The sequence below is a fragment of the Nocardioides sp. NPDC006273 genome, from assembly GCF_040613495.1.
Classification (GTDB): domain Bacteria; phylum Actinomycetota; class Actinomycetes; order Propionibacteriales; family Nocardioidaceae; genus Nocardioides.
Window position 1 is genome coordinate 135,594 of record NZ_JBEXSD010000002.1, and the last position, 26,049, is coordinate 161,642.

25 protein-coding genes are annotated in these 26,049 nt (G+C 69.1%); 18 read left to right on the plus strand and 7 right to left on the minus strand.

The features are described from left to right. Positions 1–4: 4 nt before the first annotated feature. Together ABZZ22_RS01690 and ABZZ22_RS01695 are read left to right on the plus strand one after the other, a co-directional pair. The gene (locus ABZZ22_RS01690; RefSeq protein ID WP_354926170.1) at positions 5–655 is read left to right on the plus strand and encodes an HNH endonuclease family protein; all 651 of its coding nucleotides are present in this window, start codon (positions 5–7) and stop codon (positions 653–655) included. Positions 656–848: 193 nt separating this feature from the next. Continuing rightward, positions 849–1,964 (plus strand): FUSC family protein, encoded by a 1,116-nt coding sequence (locus tag ABZZ22_RS01695; RefSeq protein ID WP_354926172.1) that lies wholly within the window; start codon positions 849–851, stop codon positions 1,962–1,964. A gap of 95 nt (positions 1,965–2,059) precedes the next feature. On the opposite strand, the gene ABZZ22_RS01700 is transcribed toward ABZZ22_RS01695, so the two are convergent. Next, a complete protein-coding gene (locus ABZZ22_RS01700; RefSeq protein ID WP_354926174.1) occupies positions 2,060–3,187 on the minus strand; it encodes a glutamate--cysteine ligase in 1,128 nt (375 codons plus the stop codon). Positions 3,188–3,268: 81 nt separating this feature from the next. Between ABZZ22_RS01700 and ABZZ22_RS01705 the strand changes: the two genes are divergently transcribed. Next, the gene (locus ABZZ22_RS01705; RefSeq protein ID WP_354926176.1) at positions 3,269–4,612 is read left to right on the plus strand and encodes a threonine/serine exporter family protein; all 1,344 of its coding nucleotides are present in this window, start codon (positions 3,269–3,271) and stop codon (positions 4,610–4,612) included. A gap of 88 nt (positions 4,613–4,700) precedes the next feature. Here ABZZ22_RS01705 and ABZZ22_RS01710 read toward each other — a convergent pair whose 3' ends face one another. Genes ABZZ22_RS01710 through ABZZ22_RS01725 form a run of 4 tightly spaced genes read right to left on the minus strand, consistent with a single transcriptional unit; the run spans position 4,701 to position 8,176 of the window. Continuing rightward, complete coding sequence (locus ABZZ22_RS01710) at positions 4,701–5,237, minus strand: DUF402 domain-containing protein (RefSeq protein ID WP_354926178.1); 537 nt, start codon at positions 5,235–5,237, stop codon at positions 4,701–4,703. Positions 5,238–5,241: 4 nt separating this feature from the next. After that, entirely contained in the window at positions 5,242–5,778 is a 537-nt protein-coding gene (locus tag ABZZ22_RS01715; protein ID WP_354926179.1) for a DUF402 domain-containing protein, read from the minus strand. 29 nt (positions 5,779–5,807) lie between these two features. Beyond that, the gene (locus ABZZ22_RS01720; RefSeq protein ID WP_354926181.1) at positions 5,808–6,644 is read right to left on the minus strand and encodes an SDR family NAD(P)-dependent oxidoreductase; all 837 of its coding nucleotides are present in this window, start codon (positions 6,642–6,644) and stop codon (positions 5,808–5,810) included. After that, positions 6,641–8,176 (minus strand): NAD(P)/FAD-dependent oxidoreductase, encoded by a 1,536-nt coding sequence (locus ABZZ22_RS01725; protein ID WP_354926183.1) that lies wholly within the window; start codon positions 8,174–8,176, stop codon positions 6,641–6,643. Before ABZZ22_RS01725 ends, ABZZ22_RS01720 begins: the two co-directional genes overlap by 4 nt. A 48-nt stretch (positions 8,177–8,224) precedes the next feature. Between ABZZ22_RS01725 and ABZZ22_RS01730 the strand changes: the two genes are divergently transcribed. The 4 genes from ABZZ22_RS01730 (at position 8,225) to ABZZ22_RS01745 (ending at position 12,601) form a co-directional block, all read left to right on the plus strand. Then, positions 8,225–8,809, plus strand: coding sequence for a TetR/AcrR family transcriptional regulator (locus ABZZ22_RS01730; RefSeq protein WP_354926185.1), 585 nt, complete (start codon positions 8,225–8,227; stop codon positions 8,807–8,809). A gap of 136 nt (positions 8,810–8,945) precedes the next feature. Then, complete coding sequence (locus ABZZ22_RS01735; RefSeq protein WP_354926187.1) at positions 8,946–9,557, plus strand: RNA polymerase sigma factor; 612 nt, start codon at positions 8,946–8,948, stop codon at positions 9,555–9,557. After that, entirely contained in the window at positions 9,541–10,806 is a 1,266-nt protein-coding gene (locus ABZZ22_RS01740) for a hypothetical protein (protein WP_354926189.1), read from the plus strand. Before ABZZ22_RS01735 ends, ABZZ22_RS01740 begins: the two co-directional genes overlap by 17 nt. 247 nt (positions 10,807–11,053) lie before the next feature. Beyond that, complete coding sequence (locus ABZZ22_RS01745; RefSeq protein ID WP_354926191.1) at positions 11,054–12,601, plus strand: hypothetical protein; 1,548 nt, start codon at positions 11,054–11,056, stop codon at positions 12,599–12,601. 95 nt (positions 12,602–12,696) lie between these two features. Here the strand turns inward: ABZZ22_RS01745 and rocD are convergent, their stop codons facing one another. Beyond that, complete coding sequence (gene rocD / locus ABZZ22_RS01750; RefSeq protein ID WP_354926193.1) at positions 12,697–13,935, minus strand: ornithine--oxo-acid transaminase; 1,239 nt, start codon at positions 13,933–13,935, stop codon at positions 12,697–12,699. Between the two features lie 434 nt (positions 13,936–14,369). On the opposite strand from rocD, the gene rplM reads away from it, so the two are divergent. The 3 genes from rplM (at position 14,370) to glmM (ending at position 16,773) form a co-directional block, all read left to right on the plus strand. Then, positions 14,370–14,813, plus strand: coding sequence for a 50S ribosomal protein L13 (rplM, locus tag ABZZ22_RS01755; protein ID WP_354926195.1), 444 nt, complete (start codon positions 14,370–14,372; stop codon positions 14,811–14,813). A 14-nt stretch (positions 14,814–14,827) separates the two neighbouring features. Then, positions 14,828–15,328: a 30S ribosomal protein S9 gene (gene rpsI, locus ABZZ22_RS01760; RefSeq protein ID WP_292647216.1), complete on the plus strand. Its 501-nt coding sequence runs from the start codon at positions 14,828–14,830 to the stop codon at positions 15,326–15,328. 89 nt (positions 15,329–15,417) lie between these two features. After that, the gene (gene glmM, locus ABZZ22_RS01765; RefSeq protein ID WP_354926197.1) at positions 15,418–16,773 is read left to right on the plus strand and encodes a phosphoglucosamine mutase; all 1,356 of its coding nucleotides are present in this window, start codon (positions 15,418–15,420) and stop codon (positions 16,771–16,773) included. Positions 16,774–16,876: 103 nt separating this feature from the next. Here glmM and coaA read toward each other — a convergent pair whose 3' ends face one another. Then, positions 16,877–17,842, minus strand: a complete 966-nt coding sequence (gene coaA, locus ABZZ22_RS01770) for a type I pantothenate kinase (RefSeq protein WP_354926199.1) — start codon at positions 17,840–17,842, stop codon at positions 16,877–16,879. A 70-nt stretch (positions 17,843–17,912) separates the two neighbouring features. Between coaA and glmS the strand changes: the two genes are divergently transcribed. From glmS to rimI, 8 genes are read left to right on the plus strand one after another with little or no spacing between them, the layout of a single operon-like run. Further along, the gene (glmS, locus tag ABZZ22_RS01775; RefSeq protein ID WP_354926201.1) at positions 17,913–19,754 is read left to right on the plus strand and encodes a glutamine--fructose-6-phosphate transaminase (isomerizing); all 1,842 of its coding nucleotides are present in this window, start codon (positions 17,913–17,915) and stop codon (positions 19,752–19,754) included. 13 nt (positions 19,755–19,767) lie between these two features. Further along, positions 19,768–20,121 (plus strand): holo-ACP synthase, encoded by a 354-nt coding sequence (locus ABZZ22_RS01780; protein ID WP_354926203.1) that lies wholly within the window; start codon positions 19,768–19,770, stop codon positions 20,119–20,121. A gap of 22 nt (positions 20,122–20,143) precedes the next feature. Further along, positions 20,144–21,568: an NAD(P)H-hydrate epimerase gene (locus tag ABZZ22_RS01785; RefSeq protein WP_354926205.1), complete on the plus strand. Its 1,425-nt coding sequence runs from the start codon at positions 20,144–20,146 to the stop codon at positions 21,566–21,568. 29 nt (positions 21,569–21,597) lie between these two features. After that, positions 21,598–22,797: an alanine racemase gene (alr, locus tag ABZZ22_RS01790; protein WP_354926207.1), complete on the plus strand. Its 1,200-nt coding sequence runs from the start codon at positions 21,598–21,600 to the stop codon at positions 22,795–22,797. Then, a complete protein-coding gene (locus ABZZ22_RS01795) occupies positions 22,794–23,882 on the plus strand; it encodes an alpha/beta hydrolase (RefSeq protein WP_354926209.1) in 1,089 nt (362 codons plus the stop codon). The genes alr and ABZZ22_RS01795 overlap by 4 nt, the downstream gene beginning before the upstream one ends. Further along, positions 23,879–24,850, plus strand: coding sequence for a tRNA (adenosine(37)-N6)-threonylcarbamoyltransferase complex ATPase subunit type 1 TsaE (tsaE, locus tag ABZZ22_RS01800; RefSeq protein ID WP_354926211.1), 972 nt, complete (start codon positions 23,879–23,881; stop codon positions 24,848–24,850). Before ABZZ22_RS01795 ends, tsaE begins: the two co-directional genes overlap by 4 nt. 9 nt (positions 24,851–24,859) lie before the next feature. Continuing rightward, on the plus strand, positions 24,860–25,564 hold the full coding sequence (tsaB, locus tag ABZZ22_RS01805; RefSeq protein WP_354926213.1) for a tRNA (adenosine(37)-N6)-threonylcarbamoyltransferase complex dimerization subunit type 1 TsaB: 705 nt from the start codon (positions 24,860–24,862) through the stop codon (positions 25,562–25,564). Continuing rightward, positions 25,561–26,028 carry a ribosomal protein S18-alanine N-acetyltransferase gene (rimI, locus tag ABZZ22_RS01810; protein ID WP_354926215.1) on the plus strand — a complete coding sequence of 156 codons (468 nt, stop codon included), beginning with the start codon at positions 25,561–25,563 and terminating at the stop codon, positions 26,026–26,028. Before tsaB ends, rimI begins: the two co-directional genes overlap by 4 nt. The last annotated feature ends 21 nt before the right edge of the window (positions 26,029–26,049 follow it).

The following is a 26,049-nucleotide window of genomic DNA, read 5'->3' on the forward strand; positions in this document are numbered from 1 at the left end:
CCCCATGAAACTCCGTGGCCTGTTCATCCTCGCCTGCGGCGCCCTCGTGCCGCTCACGACTCCGGCGGCAGCGCACGCCGAGTCCTACTCCCAGTCGCTCACGACCGCGATCGGCGACCTGCCCGTCGCCGCCGAGAACCGCACCGGCTACAGCCGTGACCTCTTCCAACACTGGATCGACGCCGACGGCGACGGCTGCAACACCCGATACGAGGTGCTGATCGAGGAGGCCGACGATGCCCCCACGGTCGGCTCCGGCTGCTCGCTGTCGGGCGGGCGCTGGTACTCCTACTACGACGGTCTCTCCTGGACCGCGACCAGTGACGTCGACATCGACCACATGGTCCCGCTCGCGGAGGCCTGGGACTCCGGCGCCCGCACCTGGACCTCGACCGACCGGCGCGCCTACGCCAACGACCTCGGCTACTACGGCTCGCTGGTCGGCGTCACCGACAACGAGAACCAGGAGAAGTCCGACGCCGACCCCGCCGGGTGGATGCCGGACCTCCAGAAGTGCCGCTACCTGAAGGAGTACGTCTCGGTGAAGATCAGGTGGGGTCTCTCCGTCGACAGCACGGAGAAGTCGGCCCTCACCGATCTCACCTCCGCCAACGGCTGCGGCGGTCAGGCCGTCTCGGTGGCCCTCGCCCGCTGATCCAGACCTGCCGAGACGTCACTCAGGTCGGCCGAGACGTCGCTACGGTCGGCCGAGACGTCGCTACGGTCGGCCGAGTGGGCACCGCCGTGCCCACTCGGCCGATGCGAGTGACGTCTCGCCCGGCGGGGTTGACGTCTCGGCCGACGCGAGTGACGTCTCGGCGGGTGCCTGGACCGATAGAATCCCGGCTATGGCGTTCACTGCTCCGCGGGTCACCCGTGAGCAGATGCGTTCCGACGTACGCCGCCGGCTGGCGCGGCTGAAGTCGAAGCGGTGGCACGTGGTGCAGGCTGCCGGGGCGGCCGGGGTGGCATGGTTCATCGCTGCCGGCCTGCTCGGCCACGTCCAACCGGTCTTCGCGCCGATCGCGGCCGTGGTCAGCCTCGGCACCTCCTACGGGCAGCGACTGAGGCGGGTGACCGAGGTGACCATCGGGGTCGCGCTCGGGGTCTTCCTGGGCGACGTCGTGGTCCAGGTCATCGGCGAGGGTGCCTGGCAGATGACCCTGGTGGTCGCGATGGCGATGGCGGTGGGCATCTTCATCTCCTCCGGCCAGGTCTTCCGCAACCAGGCCGCGGTGCAGTCGATCTTCGTGATGGGGCTGCTGCCGACGCCCGGTGCGGCGTTCACGCGCTGGACCGATGCGTTGATCGGTGGTGCGGTCGCGCTGGTGGCCGCCTCGATCGTGCCCGCCGCTCCGCTGCGGCGCCCAGGGGAGCAGGCGGCCGTCGTGGCCAAGAAGATCGCCTCGCTGCTGCGTGCCGCCGGCCAGGTGATGCTCGATGCGGACGCGGTCCACGGGCTCAAGGTCCTCGCCGACGCGCGCGCCACCGACCCGCTGATCCGCGAGCTGCAGGACGCCTCCGACGAAGGCATGTCGGTGCTGGCCGTCTCGCCGTTCCGGTTCCGACATCGCAGCCACGTGCACCGGATGGCCGAGCTCGTCGAACCGCTCGACCGCGCGCTGCGGAGCACCCGGGTGCTGGTGCGGCGGGCGGCGGTCTCGGCCTACCGCGGCGACGTGGTGCCCGAGAGCTACTACCAGCTGGCCTTCGGGCTCGCCGACGCCGTCGACGTCGTCGAGGCCGAGCTCGCTGCGGGCCGAACTCCGGACGGACTGAGCCATGAGGCCAGGTCGGTGCTGCTGACGATCGGCGAGCAGTCGGCCGAGGTGGAGCGTACGGAATCGCTCAACGCCGAGGTCATCCTCGTCCAGATCCGGTCGATCATCGTCGACCTGCTCGGGGTCACCGGGATGGGACAGTTCGAGGCGACCGATGCCCTGCCGCCGCTGCCGCCACGCTGAATGTTCACCGAGGTAACTCGGTGAACGTGTACTCACCTCGTGGAACTCCACGAAGGAGGTGACGGCTGACCGAGTTACCTCGGTCAGCAGCCGCGCTAGAGCGACCCGCGCAGGTCACGTACGACCGAGTCGACCACCGCGACCAGGTCGCCTTCGGTGGACGCGGCGATGGCGCGTTGTCGCTGGTAGGAGGCGCCTTTGTGGATGATGTCGTGCACCCCGGCGAGCTCCTTCTCGCAGCCGAGGCGCGCGGCCACCGGCTCCAGCCGCACCAGCAGGTCGGCGAGGTCCTCGGTGACCGGCCTCTCCTCGGAGGCGCCGTTGAGGATCACGATCGCGTCCAGGCCGTAGCGGGCGGCACGCCACTTGTTCTCCTGGACGTGCCACGGCGGCATCGTGGCCACGGGCTCCCCGGACGCGACCCGGGCATCCAGGTCGACACAGAGGCAGTGCGCCAGCGCGGCGATCGCGGCCAGCTCCTGGATGGTGGCGACCCCGTCGCAGATCCGGTTCTCGATGGTGCCGAGCCGGGGCGAGGGCCGGATGTCCCAGCGGATCTCGCTGATGTCGTCGATCACGCCGGTGATCGTCTGGTCCGAGACGTACGCCTCGAACTCCTCCCACGCCGCGAACTGGAACGGCAGCCCGGCCGTCGGCAGCTGCTGGAACATCAGGGCCCGGTTGGAGGCGTAGCCGGTGTCCACGCCCGCCCAGATCGGCGACGACGCCGACACAGCCTGGAAGTGGGGGTAGTAGGTCAGCAGGCCGTTGAGCACCGGCAACACCCGCTCGCGCGAGGGCATCCCGACGTGCACGTGCACGCCCCAGATCAGCATCTGCCGCCCCCACCACTGGGTGCGGTCGATCAGCTCCTGGTAACGATGCCCGGCGGAGAGCTCCTGCGTGGTCCACGACGCGAACGGGTGGGTCCCGGCGCCGAAGAGGTCCACACCGAGGTCGTCGCCGGCGCTCACCACCCCGGCGGTCGTCTTCCGGATCTGGTCGATCACCTCCTCGACGCTCTCGCAGACCCCGGTGACGATCTCCACGGTGTTGCGCAGCAGCTCCTTGTGGATCCGCTCGGGGTTGGGAACCCGTGCCTTGGCCCGTGCGAAGAGGTGGTCGGCGACGTTGACCAGGTCCCTGGTCTCGCGGTCGACGAGCGCGAGCTCCCACTCGACGCCGAGCGTCGGCCGGGGGGAGGGATGGAAGTCGATCCGCATGTAATGAGCGTTCCTTGAGCGGGCGCGTTTGTCGAGCACCCTGATGCCTGTCGTTCACCGGCCCGGTGGCACTCTGTGACGGTGGATGCGCGCGAGGTGAGCCTGACTCTGGACTTCTGCCTCCGCGTCGGTGAGCTGCTGATCTCGACCGGCGCCGGGGCCGCTGACGTGACCGCGACGATGAGGTCGCTCGCCCAGCATCTGGGCCTTCGCGAGGCCGAGGTCGACGTCACCTACACCAGCCTCTCGATGAGCTACCAGGGCGATCCAGAGGCGATCCCGGTGCACACCACCCGCCAGGTCAAGCACCGCACCATCGACTACGACCACCTGACCGCCGTCGACCACCTGGTCCGCCAGGTCGTACGCGACGAGGTGGACCTCCAGGGCGCCCGGATCGCGCTCGGTCGGATCATCTCCGGCGGCCACCGCCGGCCGCGCTGGGCCGTGACGCTCGGCATGGCGACGATGGCCGCGGCATTCACCGTCTACGTCGGTGGTGAGGTCGGTGTCGTCGTCCTCGCCTTCATCTCAGGTGCCACGATCGACCAGCTGCAGCACTACCTCCACCGCCGCTGGCGGCTGCCGCTCTTCTACCTGCAGGTCGCCGGCGCCGGCGTGGCCACACTGCTGGCGGTCGTCGCCGCGGCGCTGCCGCTGGATCTGGACGTCTCCACCTCGATCACCGCCAACATCACCGTGATGCTGGCCGGGATCAGCTTCATGGGCGCCCTGCAGGACGCCCTCACAGGCTTCCATGTCACCGCCAGCGCCCGGATCCTGGAGGCGCTGGTCTCCACGGCGGGGATCATCGCCGGGGTCACCGGTGGACTCGTGTTCGCGGGCGCGATCGGCGTGCCGATCCACGGAGCGATGGCGAGCAGCGTCACCTCGCTGCAGTCGATCACCCTGGCGGCCGTGGGTGGAGCAGCCGGCGCCGCGGCCTTCGCGTACGCGGCGTACGCGCCCAAGCGGACGCTGGCGCCGATCGCGGTCATCGCCGCTGTCGCCGTGATCTTGTCGATGGTCGTCCCCGGCGACATCGGCCGGACGTGGCGGGTGACGGTGGCCGCCCTCTTCATCGGTCTGATCGCCTACTCGGTCGCCACCCGGCTGAAGGTGCCGCCGCTGGTCATCGTGGTCTCCTCGGTCGTGCCGTTCCTGCCCGGCTACTCGATCTACCGCGGGCTCACCATGCTCGCCCAGGAGACGCCGGCGACCACCTCGGTCGGCCTGGTCGCCCTCTTCACCGCCGCCTCGGTCGCGCTGGCGCTCGCCTCCGGCGTCTACCTGGGCGAGTTCATCGCCCAGCCCCTCAGTCGTCGGTCGTGGCGCATCGAGACGCGACTGTCCGGGCCGCGCCTGGTCGGTCCGCTGCGGAAGGACAGGACCGCCCCGGTGTCTGCTGTCGAAATCGACTCGTAGGACGCTGCGGCGGGGCGTCCCTTCGTCAAGGTATGCAGGGAACAGCACGGATCCCTGGCGGAGGTCCGCGCGGGATGTGCGCCTTCGGCTACATACCTTGACGAAGGCCCAGTGCCTCGAACCAGCGCTCCGGCGTCGCGTCGTACGGCGCCTGGTTCTCCTTGACCGCGAGATAGACGCGCTCGGCGGAGTCCTCGGTCATCGAGATGATCTCGGGTGGATAGCCGTACTCGATCTGGTGGTGCTCGAACTCGTCCTGGTCGTCGATGTAGACCGACCCGTCGAACTTCTTGACGACGTCGAGGTCCAGGTCGATGCAGGTCACCGTCGAGTCCTGCCACACGGGCGGGGTGCACATGTCGACGTAGATCTGCGCGTTGACCTTCTCGTTAGGCCGGTTGAACGCGGGGAAGTGGGCCGCGTCGTGGTGGGGGACCAAGCTGACCGAGTCCCAGTCGGCGACCCAGCCTCGCCCAGGGCGGGCGAACTCGGTGCCGGCCCGGTGGCCGATCCACTCGCCGTGCTCGTCCTCGCCGAGGTAGATCCCGTCGAATCCCCAGTGGGGCTTGTTGCCCCACTTCGTCATCTCGACTCGGATCCGGGTCCCTGCCTCGAAGCGCGCCATGGGATCAATCTGCCACGACTGGCGTGAGGCCCGCGAGGGTCTCGAACCACGGGTTCGCGCTGCCGTCGTACGGCGTGGTGTGGGCCTTCACCTCGGCCAGCACCCGGTTGGCGGTGGTCCGGGCCAGGTCGATGATCTCAAGCGGGTAGCCCAGCGAGACCTGGTGCTCGAGGAACTCGTCCTCGTCGTCGATGAAGATCGTGCCGTCGCGGCGCGCGATCACGTCGAGGTCCAGGTCCACGCAGCCCAGCACCGCGCCGGACCACTCCGGCGGCGTGGACATGTCGACGTAGAACGCCAGCGGATGACCTGCTGGGTTGATCGTGATCAGGTGGCCCGGGTCGCGCCGGGGTTTCAGGGTGAGCCATGGCAGCTCAGAGGTGAAGCTGTTGTCCGGCTTGGCAGCGAAGGTGCCCGCGTGGTGGCCGATCCACTCGCCGTGCTCGTCCTCGCCGAGGTAGAGGCCCGTGAAGGACCAGTGAGGCCGGCCACCCCATTTCGTGAACTCGACACGAACAGGGTGACCGGCCTCGAAGCGCATGGCGCTCAGTCTAGGAGGGCGGGCTCGCCTCAGACGCTCTTCTTGGGCATGACGTACTTCGCCCCCAGCGCGATGAGGTCCTGGTAGCGCGAGCCGGTGAACTTGCCGAAGTTGTGGATCACGTGGGCGTCGAGGCCGACCAGCACGCGAGCCTGCTTCTTCTCGATGCCCTTGATGATGATCTCGGCGGCGCGGGCAGGCTCCATCTTGGCGAGCTTCTCGTCGAAGAACTTCGCGGTCGCGGCCTGGTCGTCCTTGGCCGAGACGCGGGCGCTGCGGGCGACCGCGGTCTTGATGCCGCCGGGGTGGACGGAGGTGACGCCGACGTTGTGACCGTCGATGAGCATCTCCTCGCGCAGCGCCTCTGTGAAGCCACGCACCGCGTACTTGGCTGCGTTGTAGAAGGCCTGGTCGGGCATGGAGACCAGCCCGAACAGCGAGGAGATGTTCACGATGTGCGCGTCGCCGGACTCGATCAGGGCCGGCAGGAAGAACTTCGTGCCGTGCACGACGCCCCACCAGTCGATGCCCATGATCCAGTCGATGTCCTCCCAGTCGAGGTCGTTGACCCGACCGGACAGCGCGACGCCGGCGTTGTTGATCACCACGTTGACCGTGCCGAAGTGGGCGATGACGCCCTCGGCGTACGTCTTGAAGGCCTCTCGGTCGGCCACGTCGAGCTTGTCGGACTTGATCCCGCGGGCTCCGGCCTGCTTGGCGAGCTCGACGGTCTCGGCCAGGCCGGCCTCGTTGACGTCGGAGAGCGCCAGCCGGGCGCCGCGGCCGGCGAGGTCGACCGCGAGGGCGCGGCCGATCCCGGAACCGGCTCCGGTGAGTACGACTACCTTGTCGTCGAAGGACTTCATGCGGGGACACTCTCCTCATTGGTGGTCGAGACCGTCGAGCCTGTCGAGGCCGCGGTGACGACGTACTTGTCGACGTCGAACTTGCTGGTCAGGTGGCGGAACAGGAACGTGAAGGTAGGCCACAGGGTGGTGTTGCGGCCGTGCTCGTCGAGATACCACGACGCGCACCCGCCCTCGGACCAGACCGTGTTCGCCATCTTGCGCTGCAGATCGTCGTTCCAAGCCGAGGTGGCGTCCTCGGTGGGCTCGACCGCGGCGTAGGCGTTGGTGCGCATGGTGCGGATCGCGTCACGGACGTAGGCCACCTGCGACTCGATCATGTAGACCATCGAGGAGTGGCCCAGGCCGGTGTTGGGGCCGACGATGAAGAAGAGGTTGGGGAACTCGGGGACCGTGGTGCCCTTGTAGGCGCTCATTCCGGTCTCCGCGAACCGCTCCGCCATCGTGCGGCCCTTGCTGCCGGTGAGGGTGTGGGCGATCGGGAGGTCGGTGGTGTAGAAGCCGGTCGCCACGACGAGGACGTCGATCTCGCGGGTCGTGCCGTCCTTGGCGACGATCGCGTTCTCGCTCACCTGGGCGATGCCGTCGGTGATCAGGTCGACGTTGTCGGCGGCCAGCGCCGGGTAGTAGGCGTTGGAGATCAGCGTGCGCTTGCAGCCGAGCGTGTAGTCGGGGGTGACCTTGCGACGCAGCTCGGGGTCCTTGATGCCACGACGGATGTTGTTCTTTGCCATCAGCTGGTGGGCCAAGGTGAGCTTGGGCTGGACGGCGAGGCCGAGGACACGGACCTCGAGGCCCCAGTAGACCGCCGCCCGGGCGAGCCGCTGGACGCCGGGGACGTGGCGGAACGCGGCTTTCTCGAGCTTGGAGTAGCGGTGCTCGTTGCGGGGGAGGACCCACGGCGCGGTGCGCTGGTAGACGTCGAGGCGCGCGGCCTTCTTCTGAATCTCCGGGACGATCTGGATCGCGCTGGCGCCGGTGCCGATCACCGCGACCCGCTTGCCGGTGAGGTCGGTGTCGTGGTTCCACTGCGCGGAGTGGAAGATCTCGCCCTGGAAGCCTTCGATGCCCTCGATGTCGGGCAGCTTCGGCTCGCTGAGGGCGCCTGGGCCGGCAATCAGGGTGGTCGCTGCGTACGTCTTCTTGCCGGTCTTGCCCTCGGTCTCGACGAGCCAGCGCTGCTGGGTCTCGTCCCAGGTCGCGGCGGTCATCGCCGTGTCGAAGACGAAGCGGTCCAAGGTGCCCGAGCTCTCGGCGACCTTCTTGATGTACGCCTCGATCTCCGGCTGGGGCGAGAAGCTCATCGACCAGTCGGGGTTGAGCGCGAAGGAGTAGCTGTAGAGCTGGCTGGGCACGTCGCAGGCGGCACCGGGATAGGTGTTGTCGCGCCAGGTGCCCCCGACGCCGGAGCCCTTCTCGATGACGACGAAGTCGCGCTCGCCGTCCTCCTCGAGCTTGATCGCCGCGCACAGGCCTCCGAAGCCGGCACCGACGATCAGGTGGTCGACATGGGTGAGGTCAGCAGTGGTCATACCGAGAGTATTCTTGCCTATTGAACAGATGTCAATAGAATGGTCCGCATGAGCCAACGGACGAGACTGACGCCCGAGCAACGCCGTGAGCAGCTGCTCGACCTGGGTGTGCGCCTCTTCGCCAACCACTCCCTCGACGAGATCTCCATCGACGTGGTGGCGCGCGAGGCCGGCATCTCGCGCGGGCTCCTCTACCACTACTTCGGCGACAAGATGGCCTTCCGCGAGGCGGTCGTGCGGCGTGCCGCCGAGGCCCTCGTCGCTCAGACCGCGCCGCCCGAGACCGGGGAGCCGGTCGAGCGCCTGTTGGCGTCGATGACCGCGTATGTCGACTTCGTCGACGCCAACTACGAGGGGTACGTCTCCATGGTCCGCGGCGCCGCGAGCGACCCGGTCCTGCGCGCGATCTACGACGAGGCCTTCGGCGCGCTCGGCGCTCGGATCTTCGAGGCCGACGTCGACTTCGTCGTCGACACCCCCGCCGCCCGGCTGATCGTCAGGGGTTGGCAGGCGATGTCGGAGGAGCTGGTCCTGTCGTGGAAGGCGGATGCGGCCGGGTTGTCGCGCGAGGAGCTGCTGGGGGTGCTGGCGGGATCGTTGCCGGCGTTGCTGGAGATGCTGGGGTCGGGGTGACTGTGGGGCGTGTAACACGTCGTTCGTAGGACTATCCGGTCGTTATAAAAGGCGAGTAGTACTACGAACGACGTGTTACACGAGTGCGTGCGGCCGGAGGTGGAACCTTTCCGGGCGCACCGGACATAGAGGGTGCGTGAGAGGTAGTGAGTCCCAGAGCTTCGGGCTCGTGGTGACCGAAGACGACAGCGCTCTGGCGGAGCGTCTGCGCCGGGGCGACCACGAGGCGATGGCGGAGCTGTTCGGGCGCTATGCGGACCCGGTCTACAACTTCTGCTTCCGTCGCGTGGCTTCCTGGAACCTCGCCGAGGACGTGATGTCCCAGGCGTTCCTGGAGGTCTGGCGGGTGCGGGAGCGGACGGTGGCCTACGACGGCTCGCTGATGCCGTGGCTCTACACCGTCGCCGAGAACGTCTGCCGTAACGCCACCCGTGGTGCCCGCAGGCAGAACGCGCTGGCGGGCAGGCTGCAGCTGGTGCGCCTCGAGGACGCCGAGGACCATGCGGACGGAGTCGTACGCCGCCTCGACGAGGAGCGCCGGATGGCCGAGCTCCTCGCGGCGGTCGACCGGCTCAGCCGCAAGGACCGTCAGATCCTGATGCTCGTCGCCTGGGACGGCCTCTCGTATCTGCAAGTTGCCCAGGCCCTCGACATTCCTGTCGGGACCGTACGCAGCCGGCTCTCCCGCGCACGCAAGCGGGTCGCCGCGCTCATGGGTGAGGGGGAGAGTGATGACCGGAATTCCTGAACGCAGGCTGCGACCTCATGTGAAGGCGCGGCGAGAGGCGGAGCTGATGCAGGCGATCTCGCGGGAGAGTCGTACGAAGAGGTGGACGGTGCCCGTCGCGGCTGCCGCCGCGGTGGCGGTCACGGCGGCCGGGGGTGTCGTGGTCGCCCAGCAGACGACGATGCTGAGGGGCGACGAGCAGGCGGCGGGTCCGCTGGAGAAGTCGGGGGAGACGTCGGCGAAGCCGTCGCCGGTGCCCGACCGGGTGGTCACGCCGGTGAAGTCCCCTGGGGGCGACGTCATGGACCTGTGGCCAGCGGCCTTCAACGGCTCCGGCGCCTCGTGGTCTCGCGACCTCCCGGTGCTTCAGGAGTACCGAGACATCCTCGCCGAGCACCTCGATCCCACAGGGCAGCATCTCGACAAGACCGTCTCCAACATGCAGGGCGGCGAGGCCCGCAGCGGGCGCACCGTCGGTACCAAGCTGGGGTGGACTGTCGAAGGCGAGGACGGTCTGGGGATGGTTCAGCTGGCCGTCGGGTCCGGCTGGGATGGGGTCGGCTTCCTGTGCGAGGACCCCGGTTGGACCTGTGAGGACGTCGATCATCCAGGGGCGAAGTCGGCGAGAATCGCGACGCGTGACGACGTACGCACCTATGCCGTCGAGCGCTCCGACGGGACGGTCGTCGCGATCACGCTCGACTCGCTGTTCGGCAACAACTCGACGATCCCCGTCTCCGGAGTCGACCTCGGCGAGAAGGAGGTCATGGCGGCCGCAGCCGACCCCCGGCTGGCCGTCCCGGAGCTGGATGCTCCGCCTGCGGTCGACGCCAAGGAGCTGGGCAGGATCGCCCGGAAGACGCTGGTCCCGCCAGGAACCCCGGCGAAGTGGTTCGACGGTATGCCGACGCGCTTCGACCATGAGGCGTACGTCGCTCTGACCGAAGTCAAGAAGGACACTGACGGCTTCTCCGGCGGGGAGCCGGGCCTTGTCGAAGTACGGCTGGAGGAGACGCTCAACCCGATCCAGATGGACAAGGCGTGCCGCCGCGCCGATTACAAGAGCTGCATCATCCGCACCGTCGACGGCAACGAGGTCTTCATCGGACTCGGCAAGAAGCGCCGCTGGATGGGCAAGCCCGCCGACCCGGTGAACCTCGTCGTCTTCCAGGGCCCCGTCTACACCGTCAGCGTGTACGGCGACGGCGCGATCCCGGTCGACCGCGCCGTCGACTTCGTACTCGACCAGAGGTGGCAGCCGAAGGGCTGAGCGAGGGCTGAGGGCCGACTCCGCGGCTTTGGGGTGGCGGAGCGGTAAGGAGCTGTAACACGTCGTTCGTAGGACCATCCGGTCGTTATAAAAGGCGAGTAGACCTACGAACGACGTGTTACACGAACGCGCGCACACCCCTGAGGGTGTTCGCTATGCTCCGCGGGCCAGGCTCCGGGAGTGTCCGTGAGCCGGCTCTTCTCAAGGAGTCCCCATGTCATGGTTTTCCGCCGCTCGAGGCGCGCGTATGACGCGCCTCGTCGGTGCTGCAGCACTGGTCGCGGCTGTGCTCACCCCGGCTGCGAGCGGCGCCCCGAGCGCGTCGGCCGCGACCGTGCCTCCGTCGATCGCCTCGACCTCGTACCCGAAGTTCGTCGCGCCCGCCTCGATGCGCTGGCGCGGCACGCACTGGAGTGCCACCCCGCCCTTCCGGTGGAAACCGACGACCACCGCAGGCGTCGCGAAGTACCAGGTGCAGACCTGGCACGGCAAGCGGACTGGGTCGATGGTCGGCACCGATTCCATGGGCTCTGGTTACCGGTCGACCATCGCCAACTACGCAGCCTCGCGCACCTCGGTCGCGGGGCACATCTACTCCGGTGACCAGATCTGTCGCCGCGTACGCGCCGTCAACAGCGCCGGGACGACGGGCAGATGGTCGGGGTGGAAGTGCAGCCATGCTCCGCTCGGCACGGAGGAGTTCGTGCAGGGCGGCTTCGACGATCGTGTCTTCCACTACTACGTGCACAACAACGGGGCCTCGAACAATCCCCTCCGGTCGGCGAACTACCGCGCCAAGGGTGTCCGGGTGAAGGTGCGCACCGGCCCCAAGTACGGCAAGGCGAGGATCCTCGTCGGGTCGACGTTGCTCGGCACGGTCAACGGCTACGCGACCAAGTACGGCTACAAGACCGTGACGCTGCAGAAGTCCGCCAACCTGACCGGCGGGATCAAGGTCCGGGCTATCTCCGCTGGCACCCGCCCGTTCCGGTTCGTCGGGTTGTGGGCGCTGCGCTCGACCACGCCGCTGGGCTCGAGCAAGGTGGTTCCCTGGCAGCCGCGAAACTGGTCCGAGCTGGCCCCGAATCCGGTCGCGAGCTCTGACACCACGCCCCCGCGGATGACCGCGTTCTCGGTGTCGCCTGTCTTCCCGGCGACGCGGAACCGTTACGGCACCTACACCGTCAAGGCGTCGTGGCGAGGCAGCGACAACGTCAAGGTCGCCGGCTATGAGGTGGCCGCGAAGTGGGGCGGCCAGACCTCCTATGTCCAGGGCGGTACGTCCACGACGACCAGCACTTCGATGCCGGTGGGTGTCGACTGGTCGGGTTCAGCGAGCTGCCACCGGATCCGGGCGTACGACGCGGCCGGGAACTACTCGGCGTGGACGAGCTGGAAGTGCTCCCATGCGCCGATCACGCCGATGGACGGGAACTGGACCATCGGCGCCGGGTCTCCTGCGGGAGGCAAGATCTGGACCTCCGTGCGAGGGCTCGACGAGTACGGCAAGCCGGCACGTACCACCGAGCGCTACTCGGCCAAGAAGCTGCGGATCCAGTACCGCGTCGGACCTACCCGGGGGCGAGCCAAGGTCTACGTCGGGTCCACCTACTTCGGCACGATCAACGCGTACGCCAGCGCGGTCGGCAACCGATGGACCACGCTCACCGGGAGCCGTGAGGTGCACGAGCGGATCCGCTTCGTCCCGATCACGGCCAAGGACGTCTTCATCGGCAAGGTGTACGTCATCCCGGACGTCACCAAGCAGTTCGACCCGGCGCCGACCCGCGGTTAGCTTGGTTCGCTGATCCGCAGAAACGACGGGACGTTCTCGTCGGTCTGCCGCGTGGCAACCGACGAGAACGTCCCGTCGTATCTGTCGGGAGGGAGTCAGGCCGAGACGGCCGCCTCGAGCTGGTCGAGGGCCCAGTGGAGGTCCTCCTCGGTGATCACGAGGGGCGGCGCGAGGCGGATGGTGGAGCCGTGGGTGTCCTTGGCGAGTACGCCGCGGGCCAGGAGGCGCTCGCAGATCTCGCGACCGGAGCCGACGGCCGGGTCGATGTCGACGCCGGCCCACAGGCCGCGGGAGCGGAAGCCGACGATGCCGTTGCCGACCATCGCCATCAGCCGGTCGTGCAGGACCTTGCCCAGCGACTCGGCGCGGGCCTGGAACTCGCCGGTCTCGAGCAGCTCGACGACGGCGGTGCCGACGGCGCAGGCGAGCGGGTTGCCGCCGAAGGTGGAGCCGTGCTGGCCGGGGCCGATCACGCCGAGGACGTCCTTGTCCGCGACGACAGCCGAGACGGGGACGATGCCGCCGCCGAGCGCCTTGCCGAGGATGTACATGTCCGGCTTCACGCCGGCGTGGTCGCAGGCGAAGGTGTAGCCGGTGCGGCCGAGGCCGGCCTGGATCTCGTCGGCGGCGAAGAGCACGTTCTCACGGGTGCAGAGCTCGCGCAGGCCGATCAGGAAGTCGTCGCCGGGGATGACCACGCCGGACTCGCCCTGGATCGGCTCGACCAGGACGGCCACCGTGTTGGGGGTGATGGCGGCCTCGATCGCGGCGAGGTCGGCGTAGGGAACCATCACGAAGCCGGGGGCGAACGGGCCGAAGCCGTCGCGCGCGTCGGCGTCGTCGGAGAAGCCGACGATGGTGGTGGTGCGGCCGTGGAAGTTGCCGGCCATCACGATGATCTCGGCCTGGTCGGCGGGGACACCCTTGACGTCGTAGCCCCACTTGCGGGCGACCTTGATGGCGGTCTCGACGGCCTCGGCACCGGTGTTCATCGGCAGCACCATGTCCTTGCCGCACATCGCGGCCAGGCGCTCGGTGAACTCGGCGAACTGATCGTGCACGAAGGCGCGCGAGGTCAAGGTGACCTTGTCGAGCTGCTCACGGGCCGCGGACAGCAGAGCGGGGTGGCCGTGACCGAAGTTCAGCGCGCTGTAGCCGGCCAGCATGTCGACGCAACGGCGACCGTCGACGTCGGTCACCCAGGCGCCCTCGGCGTGGCTGATCACCACCTCGAGAGGGTGGTAGTTGTGTGCGGAGTGCGCCTCGGCGGCGGCGAAGGCGGCGGGGGTCAGGCTGGTCGCAACGGTGTCCTGAGCTTCGTTGAGCAGGGTCATCGCACTCCTCCATCTCATGGGGTGTTCTGGTGATCTGAGCCGAGATCATCTGATTGTCAGACAATCCTACGATCAGGGTACGCCAGATGTCCTATCGCTGTCGCCATGTCGTCAGCTGGCCGGTGGTGCTTGTCGCCGTGCCTGGATCCGGAGGCGGTCAGCATCCCCAGGGGCAGATGCCCGACTTCGGGCAAGGCGGCGGCGGCCCGGCAGCGTACGTCTTGATTTGTCTCTGGTGTACGGCGGCTCGTAACCTTGTTCGGTCGTGACTCCTGCCGCGTCCTGATCATTCGCACGGTCAGGGGCGCAGATCCGGATGACTGTCGCTGGGAACTCCCGAGGACAGGGCAAGCCGGGCCGTGTTCGTCAGAAGCCACGCAGCAACATCCCGCTCTGCACCCGCTGAGCGGGCACTACGAACTAAGAAGGCACACGTGCGTACTTACGCTCCCAAGCCGGGCGACATCGAGCGCGCCTGGCTCGTGATCGACGCGGCCGATGTCCGTCTCGGCCGCCTCGCCGTCCAGACCGCTGAGCTCCTCCGCGGCAAGCACAAGGCGATCTTCGCGCCCAACGCGGACACCGGCGACTTCGTCATCATCATCAACGCCGAGAAGGTCTCCCTCTCCGGCAACAAGGCCAAGACCAAGCTGGCCTACCGCCACTCGGGCTACCCGGGCGGTCTGACCGCGACCCCGATCGGCGAGATCCTCGAGAAGGACGCTCGCAAGGCGATCGAGACCGCTGTGTGGGGCATGCTGCCGAAGAACAAGCTCGGCCGTCAGATGCTCAAGAAGCTCAAGGTCTACTCCGGTCCGACGCACCCGCACGTCGCGCAGCAGGCCGTTCCGTTCGAGATCAAGCAGATCTCCCAGTGAGCCAGGACCAGGACATGACTGAGAACACCGCAGAGGTCGAGGAGACCTTCGAGACCGACGAGCAGGGCGTTGCTTTCACCTCCGAGAGCGCCCCCTCCGCCGACGCCCCCGAGCGCCCGGCGACCATCGCCCCGGCTGCCGCCACCGGCCGCCGCAAGGAGTCCGTGGCCCGCGTCCGGATCGTCCCGGGCACCGGTTCGTGGACCATCAACGGCCGCACCATCGAGGACTACTTCCCCAACAAGCTGCACCAGCAGATCGCGAACGAGCCGTTCGCCGCGCTGCAGCTCGAGGGTCGCTTCGACGTGATCGCCCGTATCGACGGCGGCGGCATCGCCGGCCAGGCCGGCGCGCTGCGTCTCGGCGTGGCCCGCTCGCTCAACATCGTTGACGAAGAGGCCAACCGCCCGACCCTGAAGAAGGCCGGTCTGCTGACCCGCGACGCTCGCGTCGTGGAGCGGAAGAAGGCCGGTCTCAAGAAGGCCCGCAAGGCTTCGCAGTTCAGCAAGCGCTGATCGCCTAGATTGTTGGGGTGCCTCGGCTTGCCGAGGCACCCCAAGTCTTTTCGGGCGGGGGCCGACGTACGAAAGAAGGTCACACGGACGTGGCACGCCTTTTCGGCACTGATGGAGTTCGCGGTCTCGCGAACGGCGAGATCCTCACCGCCTCGCTCGCCCAGAACCTGGCGACGTCTGCAGCGCTGGTCCTGACCGAGGAGCTGCGGGTCTCCGGCAGCGGGCGCAAGCCGCTGGCCGTCATCGGCAACGACTCGCGCGTCTCGGGGCAGTTCCTGCAGGCGACGGTCGCCGGCGGTCTGGCCTCGGCCGGCTGCGACGTGATCGAGGTGGGCGTGCTGCCGACGCCGGGGGTCGCGTACCTCACGGCGGCTCTCCAGGCCGACCTCGGCGTGGTCATCTCGGCCTCCCACAATCCGATGCCCGACAACGGCATCAAGTTCCTCCAGCGCGGCGGGCACAAGCTCGACGACGTGCTCGAGGACCGGATCGAGGCACACCTCGACGAGCCGTGGGACCGCCCGACCGGCGCATCGGTGGGCCGGATCTCCTTCCACGAGGACCCGGTGGAGGCGTACGCAGCCCACCTGGTCTCCACGCTCGAGCGACGTCTCGACGGGCTGACCGTCGTCGTCGACTGCGCCAACGGCGCCGCGGCCGCCGCGGGCCCGCTGACCCTGCGCCAGGCCGGTGCGAAGGTGATCGCGATCAACGACATCAACGACGGCCTCTCGATCAACGACGGTGTCGGCTCGACCCACCCGGAGATGCTGCAGAAGGCGGTCGTCGAGCACGGCGCCGACGTCGGCTTCGCCTGGGACGGCGACGCCGACCGCTGCCTGGCCGTCGACGGCGACGGCAACCTGGTCGACGGCGACCAGCTCATCGCGATCCTCGCTCTCGGCCTACACGACACCGGCCGGCTGCCGGGCGACACCGTGGTCGTCACCGTGATGAGCAACCTCGGCTTCGTCAAGGCGATGGACGCCGCGGGCGTCCAGGTGAAGCAGACCGCGGTGGGCGACCGCTACGTGCTCGAGGAGATGCGCCGCGGCGGCTACACCATCGGCGGCGAGCAGTCCGGCCACATCATCATGAGCGAGCACGCCACCACCGGCGACGGCATCCTCACCGCGCTGCACGTCCTGCAGCGGATGAGCCGCACCGGCCGCACCCTGGCCGACCTCGCCTCCGCAGTCACCCGCCTTCCGCAGGTCCTGCTCAACGTCAAGGGCGTCGACAAGACCCGCTGCAAGACCGACGACGGGCTCCTCGAGGCCATCGCCGCCGAGGAGAAGGCCCTCGCCGGCACCGGCCGCATCCTGCTGCGCCCGTCGGGCACCGAGAACCTCGTCCGCGTCATGGTCGAGGCTCCTACGCACCACGAGGCCGAGGCGTGTGCTGAGCGGCTCGCCGGCGTCGTACGCGCGCGGCTCGCCCTGTAGCTTCCCTCGCTGGTCGAGCCGCCGGAGCCGCTAGGCGGAGGCGTGTCGAGACCAACACGGTCTCGGACGAGCGCTGATGGGAACGGCTCGACCAGCGACGTGGCTAGATCTTCCGCAACCTCACATACCGCACCGAGTGGTCGCGGTCCTTGCGGAGGACGAGGGTGGCGCGGGAGCGGGTGGGGAGGACGTTCTGGCGGAGGTTGGGGCCATTGATCTCGTTCCAGATCTCGGTGGCGCGGGTGACGGCCTCGTCGTGCGAGAGAGCAGCGTACTTGGTGAAGTACGACGACGGGTCACGGAAGGCCGTCTCGCGCAGGCGCAGGAAGCGATCGACGTACCACTGCTTGATGTCGCGCGAGTCGGCGTCGACGAAGACGGAGAAGTCGAAGAAGTCGGAGAGGGCCAGCGAGATGGTGCCGTCGGCGCGCACCCGAGAGGGCTGCAGGACGTTGAGCCCCTCGAGGATGACGATGTCGGGCTTCTTGACGGTCACCGTCCGGTCGGTGACGTCGTAGGTCAGGTGTGAGTAGATCGGCGCGCGCACCTCGTCCTCGCCGGACTTGAGGTCGACGAGGAAACGGAGCAGGGCCTTGCGGTCGTAGGACTCCGGGAAACCCTTGCGCTCCATCAGACCGCGACGCTCGAGCTCGGCGTTGGGGTAGAGGAACCCGTCGGTGGTGACCAGGGCGACGTTGGGGTGCTCGGGCCAGTGGGCGAGCATCTGCTGGAGCACACGAGCCGTGGTCGACTTGCCGACCGCGACGGAGCCGGCGACGCCGATGACGAACGGCGTACGTTCCGGCATCGTCTTGCCGAGGAACAGCTCCTGCTGGTCGTGGAGCTTGTCAGAGGCGCTCACGTAGAGGCTCAGCAGCCGGCTCAGCGGCAGATAGACCTCCTCGACCTCCTTGAGGTCGATCTGGTCGCCCAGGCCCCGCAGCGACTCGATCTCTGCCTCGGTCAACGGACTCTCGGTCTCGGTCGCGAGCTCGGCCCACGCGCTACGGTCGAGCTCGACGTAGGGCGAGGAGCCGCGGTCATCGCCGTGTGGCCCGGGGTGTGACATGGCAACGATTGTTACGCACATGCGCCGCCGCTTCCTGCTGGGGTCCACGAGAGCCGTAGGATCATCGGCCATGTGCGGCATCGTTGGGTACGTCGGAGACCGGTCGGCGCAGGACGTCGTGATCGATGGCTTGCGGCGGTTGGAGTACCGCGGCTATGACTCGGCGGGGATCGCGCTGATCGCCGACGGGAAGCTGGCCACGAACAAGAAGGCCGGCAAGCTCGCCAACCTGGAGAAGGCGATCGCGGACACGCCGCTGCCGGCGTCGACGACCGGGATCGGCCACACCCGCTGGGCGACCCACGGCGGCCCGACCGACGACAATGCGCACCCGCACGTCGGCCGCACCGGACGTGTCGCCGTCGTGCACAACGGGATCATCGAGAACTTCGCCGAGCTGCGTGCCTCGCTGGAGGGCGACGGTCACGACTTCAGCTCGCAGACCGACACCGAGGTCGCCGCCCACCTGCTCGAGCGCGAAGTCGTCGGAGCCGACCTGACCGTCGCGATGCAGAAGGTCTGCTCGATCCTCGAAGGTGCGTTCACCTTCGTCGCCATCGACGCCGAGGACCCGTCCCGGGTCGTCGCCGCGCGGCGCAACAGCCCGCTCGTGGTCGGTCTGGGCGAGGGGGAGTCATTCCTCGGTTCCGACGTCGCCGCCTTCATCGAGCACACCCGCGAGGCGCTGGAGCTCGACCAGGACCAGGTCGTCACCATCACCCGCGAGGGGGCGACGGTCACCAACTTCGACGGCACCGCCGCCGAGGGCCGCCACTTCCACGTCGACTGGGACCTGGCCGCCGCCGAGAAGGACGGCCACGACTGGTTCATGCGCAAGGAGATCCTCGAGCAGCCTCGTGCCGTCGCCGACTCGCTGCTGGGGCGGCGTACGTCTTCGGGTGCTCTCCACCTCGACGAGATGCGGCTCGACGACGACGAGCTGCGCGAGGTCACCAAGATCATCATCATCGCCGCGGGGACGTCGTTCTACGCGGGGATGGTGGCGAAGTACGCCATCGAGCACTGGTGCCGGATCTCCGTCGAGGTCGAGCTGGCCTCCGAGTTCCGCTACCGCGACCCGATCCTCGACAACTCGACGCTGGTGGTCGCGATCTCGCAGTCCGGCGAGACCGCCGACACCCTGCAGGCGATCCGGCACGCGCGCTCGCAGCGCTCCAAGGTGCTGGCGATCTGCAACACCAACGGCTCCACCATCCCGCGCGAGTCCGACGCGGTCATCTACACCCACGCCGGCCCGGAGATCGGGGTCGCCTCGACCAAGGGGTACGTCACCCAGCTGGTCGCCTGCTACCTGCTCGCGCTCTACCTGGCGCAGGCCAAGGGCACGATGTACGGCGACGAGATCGACGGGGTGATGACCCAGCTCGAGGCCATGCCCGCAGCGGTCGAGAAGGTGCTCGAGACCGCTCCGCAGGTCTATGACCTGGCGCGTGAGTACGCCGACCGTCGGGCGTTCCTGTTCCTGGGCCGCCACGCCGGCTACCCGGTCGCCCTGGAGGGTGCGCTCAAGCTCAAGGAGCTCGCCTACCTGCACGCCGAGGGCTTCGCCGCCGGCGAGCTCAAGCACGGCCCGATCGCGCTGGTGGAGGAGGGCCTGCCGATCTGGTGCATCGTGCCCCCGCGCGGCCGCGACTTCCTGCACGACAAGATGCGCTCGGGGATCATGGAGGTGCGCGCTCGCGGGGCGCGGACCATCGCGCTGGTCGAGGAGGGCGACGACTCGGTCGACGCGGTCTCCGACACGATCATCCGGCTGCCCAAGGTGCCGGTGCTCCTGCAGCCTCTCGTCGCGGTCGTGCCGTTGCAGCTCTTCGCCTGCCAGCTCGCCACCGAGCTCGGCTACGACGTCGACCAGCCCCGTAACCTCGCCAAGTCCGTAACGGTCGAGTGACGGTGGCGCGCTGATGGCTGTCCTCGGAGTCGGGATCGACGTCTGCGACCTCGGGCGCTTCGAGGAGTCGTTGGCGCGTACGCCGCGGCTGCGTGAGCGCCTGTTCACCCCGGCTGAGGCGACGAAGCCGATGGCCTCGCTGGCCGCCAGGTTCGCCGCGAAGGAGGCGCTGGCCAAGGCGCTCGGCGCGCCGCAGGGGATGGAGTGGCACGACGCCGAGGTGATCTCGGAGTCGTCGGGTCAGCCGCGGTTCGAGCTCCGCGGCACCGTGCTGGCGCAGGCCACGAAGCTCGGCGTCGCCACCGTCCACCTCTCGCTCTCCCACGACGCCGGGATCGCCTCGGCCATGGTCGTCCTGGAGGACTGACAGGGCGCGTAGGGTTGGACCCATGCGGCGTGCGCACTCGGTTGAGCAGGTCAGAGCAGCAGAGAACGCCTTGATGGCGAGCCTGCCGGAAGGCGCCCTGATGCAGCGGGCGGCTGCCGGACTTGCCTACGCGGTCATCGGCCACCTACGCGGGCGAGGCCTCGGCGGCGCCTACGGGAAACGCGTCGTCCTGCTCGTCGGGAGCGGCGACAACGGCGGCGACGCGTTGTACGCGGGGGCGCTGCTCGCGCGTCGCGGGGCGCGGGTCGAGGCGTGGTTGTTGTCGGACCGGGCGCACGCGCGCGGGTTGGCGGCGCTGAAGGCGGCGGGAGGAACCGTGTCCTCGCGGGTGGTCTCGACAGGCTCGACCACCGGGGCTGACGTGGTCGTCGACGGGATCGTCGGGATCGGAGGGAAGCCCGGGCTCCGACCGGAAGCCGAGGAGGCGCTGGAGGCGCTTGCCGGGGTTCCGGTGGTCGCCGTCGACACGCCGAGCGGGGTCTGCGTCGACACCGGCGAGATCGACGGGGCCCACGTGAGCGCGGACCTGACGGTCACCTTCGGCACGTACAAGCCGTGTCATCTGCTCGACCCGACGGCCTCCGCGTGCGGGACGGTGCAGCTGGTCGACATCGGACTCGACCTGCCGACACCGATGATCGAGAGCCTCGAGGCGGCCGACGTGGCCGCGCTGGTGCCGCGACCGGCGCCGGACGGACACAAGTACTCCCGCGGGGTCGTCGGGCTGCGGGTCGGCAGCGCCACCTATCCTGGCGCCGCGCTGCTGGCCGTCGCCGGCGCCAACACCGGGCTCGCCGGGATGGTGCGCTACGTCGGCACCGCCTCGGAGTGGGTCAAGCGCCGCCACCCGGAGGTCGTCGGCGACGGCCAGGCGCAGGCCTGGGTGGTCGGCTCGGGCAGCGCCGACGGCGCCAACAGCGCGCTCGCGTTCGCACGGGCCAGCGGCGTACCTCTGGTCATTGACGCCGACAGCCTGCGTCCGTTGAACGGGCCCCTCGGGGTGCCCGCGATCCTGACGCCGCACGCGGGTGAGCTGGCGACGCTGATCCGCGAGGACCGCGGTGACATCGAGGCTCGTCCGCTGCACTATGCGCGGCTCGCGGCCCAGCGGTTCGACGCCGTGGTGCTGCTCAAGGGCCGCCGGACCACGATCGCCTCGCCGGACCCCGACGCGCCGGTGCGGGTCAACACGACCGGGACCTCCTGGCTGGCGACCGCCGGCTCCGGGGACGTGCTCGGCGGGCTGATCGGCTCGCTGCTCGCCGCCGGTCTCGCCCCCATCGACGCCGCGTCGGCGGGTGCCTGGCTGCACGGCGCGGCAGCGACCCTTGCGAGCGACGGCGGACCGGTCACGGCGAGCGGGGTCGCTGCGGCGATACCCGCCGTCATCCGGTCCCTCCCCGCTGTCTCGCCCCCTTCCCTGTAGAGCACTGCACAGGAACTACCCTTGACACCATGTCACCGAGCCCAGCGACTCGGGCTCCGCTTCGGCGAGCCGAGATCGTCATCGACCTCGCTGCGATCCGACACAACGTCTCGCGGCTGAGGGATTATCTGCGTACGCCGATCATGACGGTGGTCAAGGCTGACGGCTACGGGCATGGCCTGGTCGAGGTCGGGCGGGCCGCGCGTGAGGGCGGCGCGGACTGGCTCGGCGTGGCCTCTGTCGACGAGGCGCTCGCGCTGCGCGCGGCCGGCGACCAGGGCCGGCTGCTGGCGTGGCTGATCATGCCGAGCGAGCCCGCCGAGGACCTGTTGGCGGCGGACGTCGACGTCACCGCCTACACCGTCGCCGACCTGGAGAAGTTCGCCGCGGCCGGCGACGCCCTGGGACGTACGCCGCGGGTGCAGCTCAAGGTCGACACCGGGCTCGCCCGGGGCGGCGCGGCGTTCGCCGACTGGTCGAACCTGGTTGCGCTGGCGCGCATCCTCGAGGCCGAGGGAGCGATCCGCGTCACCGGGATCTGGTCGCACTTCAGCGCAGGAGAGAGTCCCGCGGACCCGGCCAGCGCGCTCCAGGAGAAGGTCTTCGGTGAGGCGGTCGCGATCGCGGAGCAGGCGGGCCTGCGGCCTGAGGTACGCCACCTCGCCAACTCCGCGGGAGCGCTGCTGCGTCCCAGCGCGCGGCTCGACCTGGTCCGGGTCGGGGTCGCGACGTACGGCATCGATCCTGCGCCCGGAGTCGACGGATCGCCCTGGTCGGAGCTGGGGCTGATCCCCGCGATGACCGTGCGGGCCGAGCTCGCGCTGGTCAAGCAGATCGAAGCCGGTGCGGGCGTCTCCTACAACCACACCTGGGTGGCCGAGCGGCCGACGACGGTGGGGCTGATCCCGGTCGGCTACGCCGAAGGCATCCAGCGCCGGGCCGGAAACCGCGCGTCAGTGTGGGTCGGCGGGGAGCGGCGGCCGGTACGCGGCACCGTGTGCATGGACCAGATCGTGGTCGACCTCGGCGACACCTCGGTCGAACCGGGTGACGAGGTGGTCCTGTGGGGGACCGGTGCAGACGGCGAGCCGACCGCCCAGGACTGGGCCGAGGCGAGCGAGACCATCGCCTACGAGGTCGTCACCAGGATCGGAGGTCGGATGAAACGGCGTTATGTCGACAGCGACCAGGACACTGACAGCCCCAGCGAGCAGGGAGTTGCCCGATGAGCATCGCAACACGAGTCGGCCAGATCGCGGCAGGGACGTTGGGAGCGGCGGCGGTCGCTGCTGCCGCTCGCGGCGCGGTGGTGGTCAAGAAGCGCCGTCGCGCGATCGAGGATCGCCCCATTGATCGGACTCCGCTCGGCACGCTGCGGTCGTGTCCCGTCACCGTGGTGACCGAGGACGGCGTACCCCTTCATGTCGAGATCGACGAGGTCGACCCAGCTCACAACGGCGGATCGAGCGAGGTGACGCTCGTCTTCGTGCACGGCTACTGCCTCAACCTCGACTGCTGGCACTTCCAGCGGGCCGCCTACCGAGGTCTGGTGCGCTCGATCTTCTACGACCAGCGCAGCCACGGCCGCAGCGGCCGGTCCTCGCTCGGCAACGCCACCATCGACCAGCTCGGCGACGATCTGCTCCGGGTCTTGGACGCGGTGGTGCCGGAGGGTCCGGTGATCCTGGTCGGCCACTCGATGGGTGGGATGACCATCGCCGCGCTCGCCGAGGACCATCCCGAGCTGTTCGCGCCCTATGACGAGGGTGGCCGGATCATCGGCGCCGCCCTGATCTCGACGACCGCGGGTGGTCTCGACCCGAGCCGACTGCTGATCCCGGTGCTCCCGGCCAAGCTGTCCGGCGGGATCGCCAACCGCACCATCAGGACGCTCGCGAAGGGCCACGGGGTCGTCGACCGGTTCCGTGCGATGGGGGCTTCGGTGGCGACGGTGTTCACCGACGTGTTCGCCTTCGGGGACGAGGTGCCCGAGGCGTACGTCCAGTTCGTCGACGGGCTGCTCTCGCAGACGCCCTTCGAGGTCGTCGCGGAGTTCTTCCCGAGCTTCCGAGCGCTGGACAAGTTCTCGAGCGTTGCCGCGATGGGGCGGGTGCCGACCACGATCATCTGTGGCACCGCGGACCGGCTCACCGGGATCGGTCACAGCCGCAAGCTGCACTCCTACATCCCAGGATCGCGACTGGTCGAGTGCGAGAAGGCCGGACACATGGTCATCCTCGAGCGGCACGGCCAGGTCAACGCCGAGCTCGACCAGCTGCTCGCCTCGGCGACCCGGGATGCGGCTTCGGCATGACGCTCGTCTTCGAGCGGGTCGGGTCTGAGGCCGCGGCGGAGGTGCTCGATATCGTCCGGGTGGCCTTCTCCGCCCGTCCGCCGCTGGACCCGCCCGCTGAAGCGCTCGGCGAGACCGAGAGGACGATGAAGGAGCGCCTCGCCGGGTTCGGCGGCGTGCTGGCGCGGTGGGACGGCGTCGCTGTCGGGGCCGTGCTCATGGATCCCGCGGACTCGACGCTGTGGCTGCGTCGTTTTGCCGTTCTGCCTGATCAGCAGGGTCATGGAGTGGCGCACAAGATGGTGACGTACGCCGCCGGTCTCGCGCGGGCGGAGGGTTTCGACGACCTTGCGGTGATTGCGCGTGAGGAGCTTCCGGAGACGCTGCGGTTCTGGGAGCGGCAGGGTTTCAGGCGCGAGCGAGGTCGTGATGAGCCCCGTGAGGAGTCCCGGGCAGTGCCGGAGGTGCGGCTCCGTCGCCCGCTGAACGAGCATGTCGTCGAGGCGCTCGACGCCGAGGCCATGTTCGAGCTGGGCCGGCGAGTGGCCGCGCTGGTCGCGGCGGGGGACGTGCTCGTCCTCTCCGGCGGCCTCGGTGCTGGGAAGACCACCTTCACCAAGGGCCTCGGGGCCGGGCTCGGCGTACGTGGGGAGGTCACCTCGCCGACCTTCGTGATCGCCCGCGTGCATCCCTCGACCGTCGACGGCCCGGAACTCGTCCACGTGGACGCCTATCGTCTCGGTGGGATCGAAGAGCTCGACGATCTCGACCTGGACACGGATCTCGACGATGCGGTCACGGTCGTGGAGTGGGGCGAGGGGCTGGCCGAAGGGCTCTCCGAGTCGCGGCTCGAGATCCGGATCGTGCGCGCCGAGGCCGACGAGGCTCCCCTCGATCTGGTCGAGGCACCCGACGGGGCGGATCCGCGGCGGGTGGAGATCGTGCCGGTCGGGGCCCGCTGGCGTGGGGTGGATCTCGGCGCGCTCTAGAGTGTGAGTGTGCTTCTCGCCTTTGACACTGCTACGCCGCAGGTGACCGTGGCGCTTCACGACGGCGACGACGTCGTCGCCGAGATGGTCTCCGACCGTGCCATGAAGCATGGCGAGCAGCTCGCGCCGTTGATCTCCGAGGTCATGACGGCGGCGGGGGTCGTACGCCAGGATCTGACCGCCATCGCCGTCGGCGCCGGACCTGGGCCGTTCACCGGGTTGCGAGTCGGGCTGGTCACCGCACGCACCCTCGGGTTCGTGCTGGAGATCCCGGTCTATGCGGCTTGCTCGCTGGATGTGCTGGCGGTGGAGGCGGTGTCGTCTGGGGTGGTCTCGACAAGCTCGACCACCGGCGGGGGCGGGTTCTTGGTGGCGACGGATGCGCGGCGCAAGGAGGTCTACCTGGGCTCCTACGACCCTGACGGCGCCCGGCTCGAGGGTCCTGTTGTCGTCAGGCCGGGCGAGGTGGCCACCTCGATGCCGGTGGTCGGAGAAGGGGCGCTGCTCTATCCGGACGCGTTCCCCTCGCCGATCGGTCCCGTGCGTCCGTCCGCGGGCTGGCTGGCACGGGCGGTGGCCGAGGAGCGCGTCGAGCTGATGGATCCCGAGCCGCTCTACCTGCGTCGGCCCGATGCGGTGGATCAGGCTGCCCAGAAGAAGGGGTCTCGACAGGCTCGACCCCCGGAGACTCAGAAGCCGGTGAGCCCCAGGTGACCGTACGTTCGGCCGGCCCGGACGACGTCGCCGCGATCGCCGCCCTCGAGCTCGAGGCGTTTCCTGACGACGCCTGGACCCCGGAGTACCTGCAGGTCGCGATCGACGGGAAGATGCCCACGGTCCGGATCCTCGTCGCCGAGGACGCCACGGGTAAGGTCGTCGGCCATGCGCTGGTGAGCGTGGTCTACGAGATCGCCGAGCTCCAGCGGATCGCGACCGCTGAGCAGCAGCGCCGCCGCGGGATCGGCGGGGCGCTCCTCGCCGCTTCGGTCGACCTCGCTCGGAGCGAGGGTGCGGATCGTCTTCTCCTCGAGGTGCGCGAGAACAACGTCGCGGCCATCGAGTTCTACCACCGGGCCGGGTTCGTCGAGATCGACCGCCGCGAGCGCTACTACCGCGATGGGGCGACGGGGCTCGTGCTGGCGATGGAGCTACCAGGGTCGACAGCGACCTCTGGCTGAAATGTCGGTGGTCTGTGGTGC